The sequence below is a fragment of the Micromonospora sp. NPDC049497 genome (genome assembly GCF_044465805.1).
GTDB lineage: Bacteria > Actinomycetota > Actinomycetes > Mycobacteriales > Micromonosporaceae > Micromonospora.
The window spans coordinates 270,120-284,799 of the sequence record NZ_JBITMC010000001.1; the positions used below are offsets into that span (position 1 = coordinate 270,120).

Annotated in this window: 12 protein-coding genes; 7 read left to right on the forward strand and 5 right to left on the reverse strand. The window is 73.1% G+C overall.

Translation table 11 applies throughout. The annotated features are described in order from the left end of the window. Positions 1 to 134: 134 nt before the first annotated feature. Positions 135 to 1,352, forward strand: coding sequence for an NADP-dependent isocitrate dehydrogenase (locus ACIBR0_RS01260; RefSeq protein ID WP_396712002.1), 1,218 nt, complete (start codon positions 135 to 137; stop codon positions 1,350 to 1,352). A 461-nt stretch (positions 1,353 to 1,813) separates the two neighbouring features. Here ACIBR0_RS01260 and galT read toward each other — a convergent pair whose 3' ends face one another. The 4 genes from galT to ACIBR0_RS01280 form a co-directional block, all read right to left on the reverse strand. Continuing rightward, entirely contained in the window at positions 1,814 to 2,890 is a 1,077-nt protein-coding gene (gene galT, locus ACIBR0_RS01265) for a galactose-1-phosphate uridylyltransferase (RefSeq protein WP_396712004.1), read from the reverse strand. Further along, positions 2,887 to 3,705, reverse strand: coding sequence for a DeoR/GlpR family DNA-binding transcription regulator (locus ACIBR0_RS01270; protein ID WP_396712006.1), 819 nt, complete (start codon positions 3,703 to 3,705; stop codon positions 2,887 to 2,889). The genes galT and ACIBR0_RS01270 overlap by 4 nt, the downstream gene beginning before the upstream one ends. Positions 3,706 to 3,836: 131 nt before the next feature. Further along, a complete protein-coding gene (gene cysC, locus ACIBR0_RS01275; RefSeq protein WP_396712008.1) occupies positions 3,837 to 5,366 on the reverse strand; it encodes an adenylyl-sulfate kinase in 1,530 nt (509 codons plus the stop codon). A 109-nt stretch (positions 5,367 to 5,475) separates the two neighbouring features. Continuing rightward, complete coding sequence (locus ACIBR0_RS01280) at positions 5,476 to 6,069, reverse strand: DM13 domain-containing protein (RefSeq protein WP_396712010.1); 594 nt, start codon at positions 6,067 to 6,069, stop codon at positions 5,476 to 5,478. A gap of 119 nt (positions 6,070 to 6,188) precedes the next feature. Here ACIBR0_RS01280 and ACIBR0_RS01285 point away from each other — a divergent pair, with 119 nt between their 5' ends. From ACIBR0_RS01285 to ACIBR0_RS01300, 4 genes are read left to right on the forward strand one after another with little or no spacing between them, the layout of a single operon-like run. Beyond that, entirely contained in the window at positions 6,189 to 7,103 is a 915-nt protein-coding gene (locus ACIBR0_RS01285) for an ABC transporter ATP-binding protein (protein ID WP_357032820.1), read from the forward strand. Beyond that, complete coding sequence (locus tag ACIBR0_RS01290; RefSeq protein WP_396712012.1) at positions 7,096 to 7,980, forward strand: ABC transporter permease; 885 nt, start codon at positions 7,096 to 7,098, stop codon at positions 7,978 to 7,980. Before ACIBR0_RS01285 ends, ACIBR0_RS01290 begins: the two co-directional genes overlap by 8 nt. Beyond that, positions 7,977 to 8,936, forward strand: coding sequence for an ABC transporter ATP-binding protein (locus tag ACIBR0_RS01295; RefSeq protein WP_396712013.1), 960 nt, complete (start codon positions 7,977 to 7,979; stop codon positions 8,934 to 8,936). Before ACIBR0_RS01290 ends, ACIBR0_RS01295 begins: the two co-directional genes overlap by 4 nt. 1 nt (position 8,937) lies before the next feature. Next, the gene (locus tag ACIBR0_RS01300) at positions 8,938 to 9,648 is read left to right on the forward strand and encodes an ABC transporter permease (RefSeq protein ID WP_396712015.1); all 711 of its coding nucleotides are present in this window, start codon (positions 8,938 to 8,940) and stop codon (positions 9,646 to 9,648) included. 171 nt (positions 9,649 to 9,819) lie between these two features. Here the strand turns inward: ACIBR0_RS01300 and valS are convergent, their stop codons facing one another. Then, complete coding sequence (valS, locus tag ACIBR0_RS01305; protein ID WP_396712017.1) at positions 9,820 to 12,384, reverse strand: valine--tRNA ligase; 2,565 nt, start codon at positions 12,382 to 12,384, stop codon at positions 9,820 to 9,822. 63 nt (positions 12,385 to 12,447) lie between these two features. Here valS and ACIBR0_RS01310 point away from each other — a divergent pair, with 63 nt between their 5' ends. Both ACIBR0_RS01310 and ACIBR0_RS01315 read left to right on the forward strand, forming a co-directional pair. After that, positions 12,448 to 13,101 carry a nitroreductase family protein gene (locus tag ACIBR0_RS01310; protein ID WP_396712019.1) on the forward strand — a complete coding sequence of 218 codons (654 nt, stop codon included), beginning with the start codon at positions 12,448 to 12,450 and terminating at the stop codon, positions 13,099 to 13,101. Positions 13,102 to 13,183: 82 nt separating this feature from the next. After that, on the forward strand, positions 13,184 to 14,668 hold the full coding sequence (locus tag ACIBR0_RS01315) for a hypothetical protein (protein ID WP_396712020.1): 1,485 nt from the start codon (positions 13,184 to 13,186) through the stop codon (positions 14,666 to 14,668). Positions 14,669 to 14,680: the final 12 nt, after the last annotated feature.

Below are 14,680 nucleotides of genomic sequence, written 5' to 3' on the forward strand. Positions count from 1 at the left end.
GGCCGATGATGCCAGTGATCTCCCGCGTCGGCTGCCCGGCCACTCTCCCGGCCGAGGCCGGCTCGGAGGTGCCGGCCAGTTTCCAGTACGCTCGTACTGCTTGAGCACGTGTCCCCCGAGAGGAGCGCCGGCCGATGGCGAAGATCAAGGTAAACAACCCGGTCGTGGAGCTCGACGGCGACGAGATGACCCGGATCATCTGGAAGCAGATCCGGGAGCAGCTGATCCTGCCCTACCTCGACGTCGACCTCCACTACTACGACCTGTCGATCCAGCACCGCGACGAAACCGACGACCAGGTCACCGTCGACGCCGCCAACGCCATCAAGGAGCACGGCGTAGGCGTCAAGTGCGCCACCATCACCCCGGACGAGGCCCGGGTCGAGGAGTTCGGCCTGAAGAAGATGTGGCGGTCGCCGAACGGCACCATCCGCAACATCCTCGGCGGCGTCGTCTTCCGTGAGCCGATCATCATGTCCAACGTCCCGCGGCTGGTGCCGGGCTGGACCAAGCCGATCATCATCGGCCGTCACGCCCACGGCGACCAGTACAAGGCCACCGACTTCGTCGTCCCCGGCCCGGGCAAGGTGACCGTCACCTACACGCCCGCCGACGGCAGCGCCCCGATGGAGATGGAGGTCGCCAACTTCTCCGGCGGCGGCATCGCCATGGGCATGTACAACTTCGACGAGTCCATCCGGGACTTCGCCCGGGCCTCGTTCCGGTACGGCCTGGACCGCAACTACCCGGTCTACCTGTCGACCAAGAACACCATCCTCAAGGCGTACGACGGTCGCTTCAAGGACATCTTCGCCGAGGTGTTCGAGAACGAGTTCAAGGCCGAGTTCGACGCCGCCGGCATCACCTACGAGCACCGGCTCATCGACGACATGGTGGCCGCCGCGCTCAAGTGGGAGGGCGGCTACGTCTGGGCCTGCAAGAACTACGACGGTGACGTGCAGTCCGACACCGTCGCGCAGGGCTTCGGCTCGCTCGGCCTGATGACCTCGGTCCTGCTCTCCCCGGACGGCCGCACCGTCGAGGCCGAGGCCGCGCACGGCACGGTCACCCGGCACTACCGGCAGTACCAGAAGGGCGAGAAGACCTCGACCAACCCGATCGCCTCGATCTACGCCTGGACCCGTGGCTTGGCCCACCGGGGCAAGCTGGACGGCACCCCGGCGGTCACCGAGTTCGCCAACACCCTGGAGCAGGTCATCGTCGACACCGTCGAGGGTGGCCAGATGACCAAGGACCTCGCGCTGCTCATCTCGCGGGACGCCCCGTGGCTGACCACCGACGAGTTCATGAACGCGCTCGACGAGAACCTGGCGCGCAGGCTCTCCGCCTGAGTTCACCCCGTACGCCCGGGAGCCCGTCGGCACCACGCCGGCGGGCTTCCGTGCGTCAAGGCCCGGTACGGTGCGTGTCCGGGGTGTGACACGCCAAATACCGTCACTCGCCTCGGCGCGCCTCGTTGACCTGGGTGGACGAGATGCCAGTCGCGTCCAGGAAGGTTGACCGAAGTCGCCTCGCGACCCGCGTGCCGATCAGCCAGCCTTCCCGGCTGTCGTGCACAGCCAGCCGTCCCTTCCCTGCGGGGGGCCCTGTCCCGGGCCCCCCGCGCCCTGTCTCCAGAACGCCGCGCCCGAGGCGGGCGTCCCGCCCGAGGCGGACGCCGCATCGGAGGCGGACGCCGCGTCGGAGGCGGTGTTAAGAAGGGGCCCTTCCTCTACCGCAGGCGTTAAGAAGGGGCCCTTGCGAACGGGCCGGCGGCGCATGCTGCGCCGGAGCGCCCCGGCCCATTCGTCCTTCACGCGGCGCGGAGGAGTTCGGCGGCGCGTTCGGGGGCGATGTCGTTGATGAAGACGCCCATGCCGGACTCGGAGCCGGCCAGGTACTTCAGCTTGTCCTTCGCCCGTCGGATGCTGAACAGCTGAAGGTGCAGGTGGCCCAGCTCGCGGTCGATGCGTACCGGGGCCTGGTGCCAGGCCGAGATGTACGGCATCGGCATGTCGAAGAGGCCGTCGAAGCGGCGCAGCACGTCCAGGTAGAGCGGCCCGAAGGCGGCCCGCTCGGCGTCGTCCAGCGCGGGGATGTCCGGCACCGGCCGGTGCGGCGCGACGTGCACCTCGAAAGGCCACCGGGCGGCCGCCGGGACGTACGCCGTCCAGTGCTCGTTGGCGGCGACCACGCGGTCGCCGGCGGCGCGCTCGGCGGCGAGCACGTCCGCGTACAGGTTGCGGCCCCCGGTGCGCTCGGCGTGCCGGCGGGCGGCGGCCAGCAGTGACCGGGTGCGCGGCGTGAGGAAGGGGTACGCGTAGACCTGCCCGTGCGGGTGGTGCAGGGTCACGCCGATCTCCACGCCCCGGTTCTCGAAGCAGAAGACCTGCTCCACGCCCGGCAGCTCGGCCAGTGCCAGCGTTCGGTCGGCGAGCGCGTCCAGCACGGTACGCACGCGGCGCGGCGGCAGGCTGGCGAAGGACGCGTTGTGGTCGTCGGTGAAGCAGACCACCTCGCAGCGGCCCTGGCCGGGGCGGACCGGCGTGAACGGGGTGATCTCCGCCGGCTCGTCGGCGACCCGCCCGCTGAGCGACGGGAATCGGTTCTCGAAGACGACCACGTCGTAGTCGGGGGCCGGCACCTCGCTGAGCCGGTCGGCGGTCGACGGGCACAGCGGGCACTGGTCGGCCGGCGGCAGGAAGGTGCGGGTCTGCCGGTGCACGGCGACCGCCACCCACTCGTCGGTCAGCGGGTCGTACCGGAGTTGGGACGCCGGCGGGGGTGGCGGCAGTTCGCGGCGGTCCGGCTGGTCCCGGACGGCGTCGTCGCGCTCGTCGAAGTAGACCAGTTCGCGGCCGTCGGCCAGCTCGATCGCGGTGCGCTTCACTCCGCCACCCCTTCGTTCGTCGGCGTGGCCCGTCCCGCGCCCGTCCCGGTCACGATCAGCAGCTCGTCCACCTGCTCGTCGAGCACCCGCCGGGCGGCGGCGGGCAACCGGTCGTCGGTGACCAGGACGTGGGCGGCGGCGAGCTCGACGATGGAGGAGATGCCGACGGTGCCCCACTTCGTGTGGTCCGCCAGCACGACCAGGCGGTCGGCGGCGGCCACCAGGGCCCGGTCGGTCTCCGCCTCCATCAGGTTCGGTGTGGTGAAGCCGGCCCGCTCGGTGATCCCGTGCACGCCGAGGAACAGCAGGTCCAGGTGCAGCGACCGGATCGCGCCGACGGCGAGCGGGCCGACCAGGGCGTCCGAGGGTGTCCGCACGCCGCCGGTCAGGATCACCGTCTGGTCGGGCCGCCCGGACGCGTGCAGGATCTCGGCGACCGGCAGGGAGTTGGTCACCACGGTCAGGCCCGGCACGTCGACCAGCCGGCGGGCCAGCTCGGCGGTGGTGGTGCCGGCGGAGAGGGCGATGGCGGCGCCCGGCCGGACCAGTTCGGCGGCGCGGTGGGCGATGGCCGCCTTCTCGGCGAGCTGGCGGACCGACTTCGCCCGGAAGCCCGGCTCGTCGGTGGAGCCCGGCCCGGTCATCGTCGCGCCGCCGTGCACCTTCGCCAGCAGGCCCCGTTCGTGCAGCACGTCCAGGTCGCGGCGGATGGTCATGTCGGAGACGCCGAACTCGGCGGCCAGCTCGGTGACGCGGACACCGCCGGTGGCCCGTACCCGGTCGAGGATGGCGGTCTGCCGCTGCTGGGCGAGCAACCGAGCACCTCCGTCCCGCCGCGCACTCTCACGCGGTCCAACGTGTTCCAACAAGAACGAACACTAGCGCGCGCGAGGCGACCACGGAAGGGAGCGGGTCGGTCGGGCCCGCCGGAGCAGGGCGGTGCGGCTCAGACGGCCGGCAGTTTGGGCTCGACCCAGCCGGTCTCGGTCAGGTGGTGCAGCACCGCCTGCACGGCCTCGTCGATCGGCATGTCGGTCGTGTCGAGCACCAGGTCGGCGTCGGTCGGCTCCTCGTACGGGTCGTCGATGCCGGTCATCCCGGTCAGCAGGCCGGCGCGGGCCCGCGCGTACAGGCCCTTGCGGTCCCGCTGCTCGCAGACCTCCAGCGGGGTGGCGACGTGGACCAGCACGAAGCCCGCCCCGGCGGTCAGCGCCATCTCCCGGGCGGTCGCGCGGGCCTGCGCGTACGGGGCGATGGGACAGCAGATCCCCACCCCCCGGTGCCGGGCGATCTCGGCGGCCACCCAGCCGATCCGCCGGACGTTCAGGTCCCGGTCGGCCTTGCTGAAGCTCAGCCCGGCCGAGAGTTCCCGCCGCACCACGTCACCGTCGAGCAGGGTCACCGTGCGGTCGCCCTGCTCCCGAAGGACGTCGGCGAGCCCCCGGGCGACCGTCGACTTGCCCGAGCCCGACAGGCCGGTCAGGAAGATCACCAACCCCCGGTACCGCCGGGGCGGCCGGGCCCGGACGAGCTCCTTCGCCACCGCCGGCGGGGTGTGCCACTCGGGCAGCGGGAAACCCCGGTCCAGCAGGTCGTCGATCTCCGCCTGCGTCAGCGCCAGCCGCCGGTTACGCGGCGGGATGTCCTCCCGCCAGCGCCACTGCCCGTCCCGGTTGTCGTACGCCAGCTCGCGGGGCACCAGCACCCGCAGCCCGGCACCGGAGAGCGTCTCGCCGGTGGAGAGCAGGTGGGTCACGCCGTACGCCGCCGCCACCCGCGCCCGCAGCAGGGCGTCGCTGATCTCCTCCCGGCGTCGGGACAGCGGCACGCCCACCAGGGTGGCCGGAGGCATCCGGTCCCGCGCGGCGAAGACGCTGCGGACCAGCGCCTCCGGCGGCAACCCCCCACCGCCGTCCTCGCCCACCGGGATCAGCACCAGCAGGTGAGCCGCGAGGGTGCGGGCGGCGTGCGCGATCTGCGCGAGCTGGGGCCGGTGCAACGGCCGGTCGGCGATCACCCCGAGGACACGGCCGGGCGGCAGCAGCCCGCGTACCTCCTCGGGGGTGCGGCGCAGCCGCTGGAACGGACCGTGACCTCCGTCACCCAGCCGGTGGACCGGCCCTCCGACGCCCGCCACGCCGTCGCGGACCGGCCACGTGTCGGCGACGTCCAGCGCCGCCACCGGCGCGCCCTCGGCGTCGGCGAGCACCAGCGTGCGCCGCGCCGGATCGCGCGGATCCAGCCCCTGCGCCAGTGCCGCCGGCACCTGGAGGGTCACCGCCACCGGCCACGGCGTGCCGTCGGCCAACCGGCCCCGCCGACTGACCGACACCAGGTCGGCGCGCGTCATGAAGCCGGCGAGCGGGGCGTACGCCCCGGTCAGCAACAACTCCAGGTCGGCCAGTTCACCCGGGCGCGGCGTGTACGCCGGCGCGTCCCGAAGCACCTCGTCGGGCAGCACCCACCCGTTGCTCATCTGACCCCCAAGACCGCGACCGGCACACAGTTTCTCAGTCCACCGGGTGATCGGTCGAGTGCCACTCCACCCGGGCCGGGTGAGGTCGGGTGACGAGGGCCTCCCGGGGTCAGCCCACCGGTGTCAGCGGGGCCGCTCCGAAGGACACCGCGAAGCGCTTGCACCAGATCGACACGCTGGTCAGACCGGCCAGGTCGACGTCGGCCGGGATGTCGTACGCCTGGTCGCCCCGGTTGCCCTTGAGCCGGCCCAGCTCCACCCACCGGCCGTCGTCGAAGACCCGCCAGCCGGCGGTGCCGGAGCGGACGGGTCGGTCGGTCAGCCAGACCCGCAGGTCCGGACCGTTCGACGTGTCCAGGCCCACCAGTTCCAGCCGGTGCCGGCCGTCCGGCGTACGGATGATCCGGGCGGTGCCGGAGGTGGCGTGCTCGTGGGTGACGAAGGCGCCCTCGCCGACCAGCAACGGCCCGGCCGCGGTCCGGCCCCCCGACGGGCCGCCGCCCGCCGGCTCGCGGACCGTCCCACCGGTCGTCGGGCCGGCCGCCGGCGGCGCGGCCGTGGCGACGGTGGACAGCTCCTCGTCCACCTCGGTGTCGGTGACCAGCTTCCACGGCTGGAACCACCAGAGTCCCAACGTGGAGACGACGACGAGCACGGCGAGCGCGCCCCGGACCAGCGGCCCGCGCGGCAGTCGGGTGACCATGGGGACCAGTCTTCCGCCCGGACGGCTCCCGCGGGATTACCAGACTCTTACGCCCCCTAGTGGTGGGATCAGGGGCGCGCCTGATGTCCCGGTGTGCGCCGGCTACCTACGCTGGCGGCGTGACACTCATCGCGACCGAGTCGCTGACCAAGACGTACGGGGGTGGGGTCACCGCGCTGGCCGACCTGACCGTCGCGGTCGAGCCCGGGATCATCGGCCTGGTCGGCGCGAACGGCGCCGGCAAGTCCACGCTGATCAAGATCCTGCTCGGCCTCCTTCCTCCGACCAGCGGCCGGGTCCGGGTCCTCGACCTCGACCCGACCACCGACTCCGACCAGGTGCGCGCCCGCGTCGGCTACATGCCCGAGCACGACGCCCTCCCACCCGACCTCTCCGCCGCCGAGCTGGTCACCCACCTCGGCCGGATGAGCGGCCTGCCGCGCACCGTCGCCCGCGAGCGGGCCTCCGAGGCGCTGCGGCACGTGGGGCTCTACGAGGAGCGCTACCGCCCGGTCGGCGGCTACTCCACCGGCATGAAGCAGCGGGTCAAGCTCGCCCAGGCGCTCGTGCACGACCCGGACCTGCTGCTGCTCGACGAACCGACCAACGGCCTCGACCCGGCCGGCCGGGACGCGATGCTCGCCCTGGTGCACCGGATCGGCACCGAGTTCGGCATCTCCGTCCTGGTCTGCTCCCACCTGCTCGGCGAGGTCGAGCGGATCTGCGACACGCTCGTCGCGATCGACGGCGGGCGGCTGCTGCGCGCTGACCGCATCTCCGCCATGACCACGGCCACCGACGTCCTCGCCGTCGAGGTCAGCGAGGGCACCGACGACCTGGCCGCGCGGCTCGCCGCGCTGCGCCTCCCGGTCCGCCGGGACGGCCGCCTGCTGCTCGTCGAGCTGACCGACGACACCACCTACGACACGATCCTCGGCGCGGTGGCCGAGCTGGACCTGCCGCTGCACCGGCTCGACCAGCGGCGGCACCGGGTCGCCGAGCTGTTCGCCACGAGGGAGCCCAGCCATGCCTGAGCCGACCGGCGTCATCCACGACATCGGCTACCAGCGCTACACCGGTCCCCGGCTGGGCCGCCGGCACGTCTTCGGCGCGCTCTACCTGCACGGCCTGCGGACCGTCTTCGGGCTGGGCCGCACCGCCAAGGCCAAGATCTTCCCCTGGCTGGTGGTCGGCATCGTCACCCTGGTCGCGGCCGGCGTCACCGCCGTCCGCAGCCAGATCGGCGAGGTCGTCATGACGTACGCCCAGTTCGCCGACGCGATGAGCTGGCTGGTCATCTTCTTCGTCGCGGTGGCCGCGCCGGAGCTGGTCAGCCGCGACCTGCGCAGCGGCGTGCTGCCGCTGTACTTCTCCCGCCCGCTGCCGCGCTCCGACTACCCGCTGGCCAAGCTGCTCGCCATGATGACGGCGCTGTGGCTGCTCCTCGGCGGCCCGCAGCTGGTGATGTTCCTCGGTGCCGCCTTCACTACCAAGGAGGGCATGCGCGGGGTGTGGAACGAGCTGCTGGACCTGCTGCCCGGCCTGCTGTACGCCGGCCTCTGGGCGGTGGTCTTCGCCTCGATCGGGCTGCTGGTGGCGTCGTTCACCGGCAAGCGGGCCTTCGCCGCCGGTGGGATCGTCGCCGTCTTCCTGATGACCACGCCGGTCGTCGGCACGCTGTCGATCATGCCGTCCCAGGCGATCAACGAACTGGCCTTCCTGGCCTCCCCGTCCACCCTGGTGAGCGGCGTCGGCACCTGGGCGCTCGGTGACCTGCTGGAGCCGGAGAGCCAGGGCGGGGGCCTGCCGATCGGCGGCTTCGGCCCGGTCTACGCCCTCGCCGCCGTCGTGCTGGTCAGCGCGTGCGTCGCCCTGCTGCTCCTGCGATACCGGAAGGTGGCCGCCCGATGACCGCGACCAGCACCGACCCGACGGCGGCGGTCTCGGCCGCCACCACCAGCACGCTCGACCTCGCGGGCGTCTCCCGCTGGTACGGCAACGTGGTCGCCGTCAACGACGTGAGCATGCGGCTGGGCCCGGGCGTCACCGGGCTGCTCGGGCCGAACGGCGCCGGCAAGACGACGCTGCTGCACATGATGGCCGGCTTCCTCGCCCCGTCCCGCGGAGCGGTGACCCTGGACGGGCGCCCCACCTGGCGCAACCCCGACGTCTACCGCCGGCTCGGCCTGGTCAGCGAGCGGGAGGCCGTGCACACCTTCCTGACCGCGTACGAGTTCGTGCTGGCCAGCGCGAAGCTGCACCGGCTGCCGGACCCGGAGGACGCGGCCCGCCGGGCGATCGCCCTGGTCGAGCTGGAGGGCGCGCAGGCGCGCCGGATCGGCACGTACTCCAAGGGCATGCGGCAGCGCGCCCGGGTCGCCGCCGCGCTCGTGCACGACCCGCAGGTGCTGCTGCTCGACGAACCGTTCAACGGCATGGACCCGCGCCAGCGGCTGCACATGATGGACCTGCTGCACCGCCTCGGCGCGGCCGGCCGGACCATCCTGTTCAGCTCGCACATCCTGGAGGAGGTCGAGCAGGTCTCCGGCACGGTCCAGGTGATGGTGGCCGGCCGGCTGGCCGCGTCCGGCGACTTCCGCACCATCCGCCGGCTGATGACCAACCGGCCGCACGTCTTCGCCGTACGCTCGACCGACGACCGGGCCCTCGCGGTGGCCCTGATGGCCGAGACGTCGGTGACCGGCGTGGAGCTTGGCCGCGACGGGCTGACCGTGCGGGCCGGCGACTACGGCGCGTTCACCCGCGCCCTGCCGAAGATCGCCCTGGCCCGGGGGATCCGGGTGCAGCAGCTGGTGCCCGAGGACGAGTCCCTGGAGAGCGTCTTCTCCTACCTGGTGGAGGCCTGACATGTCGACCGTTACCTGGATCACCGCGCGGGGGCTGTTCGGGCGTCGCCGCTTCCTGCTGCTGCTTCCGCTGCCGGTGCTGCTGGTGCTGCTCGCGGTGCTCTCCCGGGCGCTGGGCGTCGACCCGGGGGAGTGGGGCCCGCCGGTGCTGGTCGGCCTCGGCCTGGCCGTGGTCCTGCCGGTGGTCGCCCTGATCGTCGGCACCGGTGTGCTCGGTGCCGAGATCGACGACGGCACCGTGGTGCACATCCTGACCAAGCCGCTGCCGCGCTGGCAGATCGTCCTTCCGAAGCTGGCGGTGGCGGCCGGCGTCACCGCGGCCACCGTCGCCCTGCCGCTCTACGTCGCGGGCGTGCTCGCCGACTCGGTACGCCTCGGGCTGGCCCTCGCCGCCGCCTCGGCGATCGGCGCGCTGGCGTACTCGGCGCTGTTCCTGGCGCTCAGCCTGATCACCCGGCGGCCGGTGCTGCTCGGTCTGGTCTACGTGCTGATCTGGGAGGGGCTGCTCGGCAACTTCGTCAGCGGCACGAAGGTGCTGTCCATCCAGCAGTACGTGATCGCCCTGGCCGACCGGCTGGCCCCGACCGGGCTGCTCTCCACCACCGTCTCGGTTCCGGTGGCGTCGGTGATGACCGCAGTGGTCGCGATCGGGTTCACCGTCCTGGCGATCGACCGCCTCCGCTCGTTCTCGGTGGCCGGCGAAACCAGCTGAGGTGTAAGGAAGGGCCCCTTCTTAACGCCTCCGGTAGAGGAAGGGCCCCTTGTTAACACCGCCGCTCGCGGAGCGCGCGCGTTAACAAGGGGCCCTTCCTATGCATCAGGCGTTAATAGGGGGCCCTTCCTTACACCGCGCCGCACCGCACCGCGCCGCACCGCGCCGCAGCTAGAAGGCGCAGGCGATCACCAGCTCCGGGGTGCGGTCGGGCAGGAGGTCGAGCTTGCCGATCCGCCCCGCCGCCCGCAGGTCCTCGCTGATCACGGTGAGCTGGTCGAGCAGGGCGGCCGGACCGAGCGCCTCGGCCAGCGGCACCTCCGCCTTCATCGACAGCTTCCGCTCCGACTTGGCCCGCCGGACCTGGCTGAGCGCGTCACCGGCCAGCCGGAGCAACGCCGGGTCACCCGGAGCCTGGACCGCCCGGCCCACCTCGTACGTGGTGGGCCAGGTCGCGCGGTGCACCGACCCGTACCGCCACCAGGACCACACCTCCTCCGTCGCGTACGGCAGCACCGGCGCGAAGAGCCGCAGTTGCACCGAGAGCGCGGTGGCCAACGCCGCGCGGGCCGAGTCCGCACCCGGCCCGGTGCCGTAGGCGCGCTCCTTCACCAGTTCGATGTAGTCGTCGCAGAACCGCCAGAAGAACGACTCGGCGGCCTGCAACGCCGCCGTGTGGTCGTACGCGTCCAGGGCCGTGGTCGCCGTGGCGACCACGGTGGACAGTTCGGCGAGCATCGCGGTGTCCAGCGGTGACGTCGCCGGTGCGCGCAGCGCGTCGGCGGCACCCAGACCGAGGGCGAACCTCGACGCGTTGAGCAGCTTCGTGGCGAGTCGGCGGCCCACCTTGATCTGCGCCGGGTCGAACGCGAGGTCCATGCCCGGCTTGCCGTTCGCCGCCCAGTACCGCACCGCGTCGGAACCGTGCTGCTCCAGCAACGCCATCGGGGTGACCACGTTCCCCTTGGACTTGGACATCTTCTTCCGGTCCGGGTCGAGGATCCAGCCGGAGAGCACGGCGTCCCGCCACGGCAGCACACCGTGCTCCAGGTGGGAGCGGACGACCGAGGAGAAGAGCCAGGTCCGGATGATCTCCTGCCCCTGGGGGCGCAGGTCCATCGGGAAGACCCGGGCGAACAGGTCGGGGTCGGTCTCCCAACCGCCGACGATCTGCGGGGTCAACGACGAGGTGGCCCACGTGTCCAGCACGTCCGGGTCACCGACGAAACCACCCGGCGCACCGCGCTGCGACTCGGAGTAGCCCGGCGGCACGTCGGTGGACGGGTCGATCGGCAGCGTCGCCTCATCCGGTGTGAGAGGGTGGGCGTAGTCCGGCTCGCCAGCGTTGTCGAGCCGGTACCACACCGGCACCGGCACCCCGAAGAAGCGCTGCCGGCTGACCAGCCAGTCGCCGGTCAGCCCGCCCACCCAGTGGTCGTACCGGTGCTTCATGTGCTCCGGCACCCAGCGCAGCCCGGCGCCCCGGGCCAGCAGCTCGTCGCGCAGCGCCGCGTCCCGACCGCCGTTGCGCAGGTACCACTGCCGGGTCGAGACGATCTCCAGGGGACGGTCGCCGCGCTCGTAGAACTTCACCGGGTGCGTGATCGGCCGCGGCTCGCCGACCAGGTCGCCCGCGTCGGCGAGCAGCTCCACGAGCGTCCGCCGGGCGCCGTTGACGGTCTGCCCGGCCAGCGCCGCGTACGGCTGCGGAGGCACGCCGGCCGGCGCGTCCGGCAGCAGCCGGCCGTCGCGGCCGATCACCACGCGGGTGTCCAGGGCCAGTTCCCGCCACCAGGTCACGTCGGTCAGGTCGCCGAACGTGCAGACCATCGCGATGCCCGTGCCCTTGGCCGGGTCCGCCAGCGGGTGCGCCCGCACCGGCACCTCGACGGAGAAGACGGGCGTACGCACAGCCGACCCCACGAGGTCCGCGTACCGCTCGTCGTCGGGGTGGCAGACCAGCGCCACGCAGGCGGGCAGCAGCTCCGGCCGGGTGGTGTCGACGAGCACCTCGCGCCCGTCCGGCCCGGCGAACCGCAGCCGGTGGTACGCGCCGGGCCGTTCCCGGTCCTCCAGCTCCGCCTGGGCGACGGCGGTGGCGAACCCGACGTCCCACAGGGTCGGCGCCTCCGCCTGGTACGCCTCGTCCCGGGCGAGGTTGCGCAGGAACGCCCGCTGCGACGTCGCCCGGGCCACCCGGCCGATCGTCGTGTACGTCAGCGACCAGTCCACGGACAGCCCGAGCCGCCGCCAGAGCGCCTCGAAGACCTGCTCGTCGGCGACGGTCAGCCGCTCGCACAGCTCGATGAAGGTGCGTCGGGAGACGGGTGTCGGGTCCTTCCGGGCGGCGTCGTCCACCGGGGCGGCCGGCGGCTGCCACGACGGGTCGTACGGCAGGGCCGGGTCGCAGCGCACCCCGTACACGTTCTGCACCCGGCGCTCGGTCGGCAGGCCGTTGTCGTCCCAACCCATCGGGTAGAACACGGTCCGCCCGCGCATCCGCTGGAAGCGGGCCACCACGTCGGTGTGCGTGTACGAGAAGACGTGCCCCATGTGCAGCTCGCCCGATACGGTCGGCGGCGGGGTGTCGATCGCGTACACGTCCGCCCGCTCCTTCTTGCGGTCGAACGCGTACGTGCCCTCCTCCTGCCAGCGGCGCGCCCAGGTCTCCTCGAGCCCGTCCAGCGTGGGACGCTCGGGGACGCCGGCGCGGGCCGTCCTCGCCGTATCAGTCATCCGTCGATCGTAGGCAGCCGCTATCGACCGGACCACGGCTTATCTCCGTGTCACGATGACCGGATGCCGACGCTTCCCCTGAGCCCCGACGAACTGCTCACCACGACCCGTACGGTCCGCCGGCGCCTCGACCTGACCCGGCCGGTGCCGATGGAGCTGGTCCGGGAGTGCCTGGAGATCGCCCTCCAGGCGCCGTCCGGCTCGAATCGCCAGGGCTGGCAGTGGGTCGTGGTCACCGACGCGGCGAAGCGGGCCGCGATCGGCCGCCTCTACCAGCGGGCGGTGCACGGCTACCTCGCCTCCGAGGGCTCGGCCGCCCGGCTCTTCGCCGGGGACCCGGAACGCGCCGAAGTCCAGCGCCGGGTGGGGGACAGCGTCGCCTGGCTCGGTGACCGGATGGGGGAGGTGCCGGTGCTGCTCATCCCGTGCCTCCAGGCGCACGGCGGCGGCGAGCTCCCGGCCGGCAACCAGGCCGGGCTGTGGGGGTCGGTGCTGCCGGCCGCGTGGAGCTACATGCTCGCCGCGCGGGCGCGCGGTCTCGGCACCGCCTGGACCACTCTGCACCTCGCGTACGAGGCGGAGGTCGCGGAGCTGCTCGGGCTCCCCGCCGACGTGCGGCAGGCCGCGCTGATCCCCACCGCGTACTACATCGGGCAGGGCTTCCGGCCGGCGAAGCGCCAGCCCCTGGACGAGGTGCTGCACATCGACACCTGGTAGGCCCGTCCGCTGCACACGGGACAGCGGGTGGTCGCCGGCTGTGACAGCATCGTCCCCGTCGTCCGGGTGCCGGGGAGGTCGCATGGACGAGGGGGTTCCCGCGCGTGCGGCGTGGCCCGACGTGGTCGGTGTCGTGGCGGCGGCGTCGATCGGGGTGCTGTTCGCGGTCCGGGGTCTACCACTGGCCCTGATCTCCGCCGTCGACGACCTGGTGCCCGACCCGTCGCTGGCCCGGGCGGCGTACGCGGCGGCGCTGCTCACGGTGGCGGTCGCCGTGCCGGGGCTGCTGTCGCGGGTGTCGGGATGGTTGGTGGCCGCCGTCGGTCTGCTGGTCGTCCTCGTCGGAGACCTGGTCGTCGCCGACGCCACGGTCACGCTGCTGCCCGAACGGTCGCGTCCGGTCAGCGAGCTGGTGGTCGTGTTCGCCGTCTCCGCGGGCGTCGGCCTGGCCCTGGGCGGGAGTCTGCTCGCGGTCGCCCAGACCCCACGGTCCACCCGCTGGTGGCTCGGCGCGGGCCTGGTCGGCGGCCTGGTTCTGCATCCCGTCAGCAGCGCGCTGTTCCGCGCGTTCCTGCCGGAGCCGGCGCCGTACGGGCCCGTGCCGACCGCTCGGACGCTCCAGCCTGCCGACCTTCAGCTCTGGATCGCGGTGGCCGCCACGGTCGTGGCCGCCGCCGTCACGTTCCGTCGAGCCTCGGGCGTCCCGGCGGTCCCCGCCCGGCCGCGCGTGGGTGCCCTGGTGGCGGTGACCGGCGCCACGGTGCTCCTCACGGTCGGTCTCGCGGTGCGGCTGAGGATCGTCGACGGCTTCCGGTACAGCCCCGACGGGCTCGCCGGTCCCCGCCGGGAGCGGGCGGTGGAGCCGTTCGCCCACTTCTCCGCCGTCGCCCTCGCCGTGGTGGTCGCCCTCCTGCTGGCGGCGTACGCCTACCGGGCCGGTCGGGCGCGGGCCGCCCGCTGGGTGGTGCTCTGCGCCGCGGCGGGGCCGATCATGGTGATCGGGTTCCGGCTCGACGTGATCTCGCCGACGCCCGGGAGCGCACTGGTGCTGGTGTTCGGCCTGGTGGCGGTGGTCGGCGGCGCACTGGTGGGCCGGCACGCGGAGGACCTCGCGCCCTGGGACGCGGTGGGACTGGTGGTCGCCGCCGTCGCGACGCCGTTGACCTCGGCGGTGGTGCGGGCGGAGTTCCCGTCCGTCCGGACGGTCGGACCGGTGCTGATCGTGGTGGGGCTCGGCCTGGCGCTGGGCTACGGGATCGTGCAGGCCGTCCTGCCGGGCGTCGACCGGCCCGCCGGGGACGCCGGGGTGTTCGTCCTCGGGCCGGCCGCGCTGGTGCTCACCGCGACGGCGCTCGCACCGGTCGTGGTACGGCTCGAGTACGACGGGCCAAGTCAGGGGCCGTCGTTCACCGTCCCGGTCTTCGCCGCGGTGGGCGCCCTGCTGCTGGTGCTCCTCTTCGGCTTCGCCTGGTGTCCGCCGTCTTCGCCGCGACCTCATCGCGGAGGCGGCCGCACCCGCCGGGCCGTAGGACGGGCCCGGCGGGCCGCGCACCACGTCCCGGTGTGACACCATCCCCTC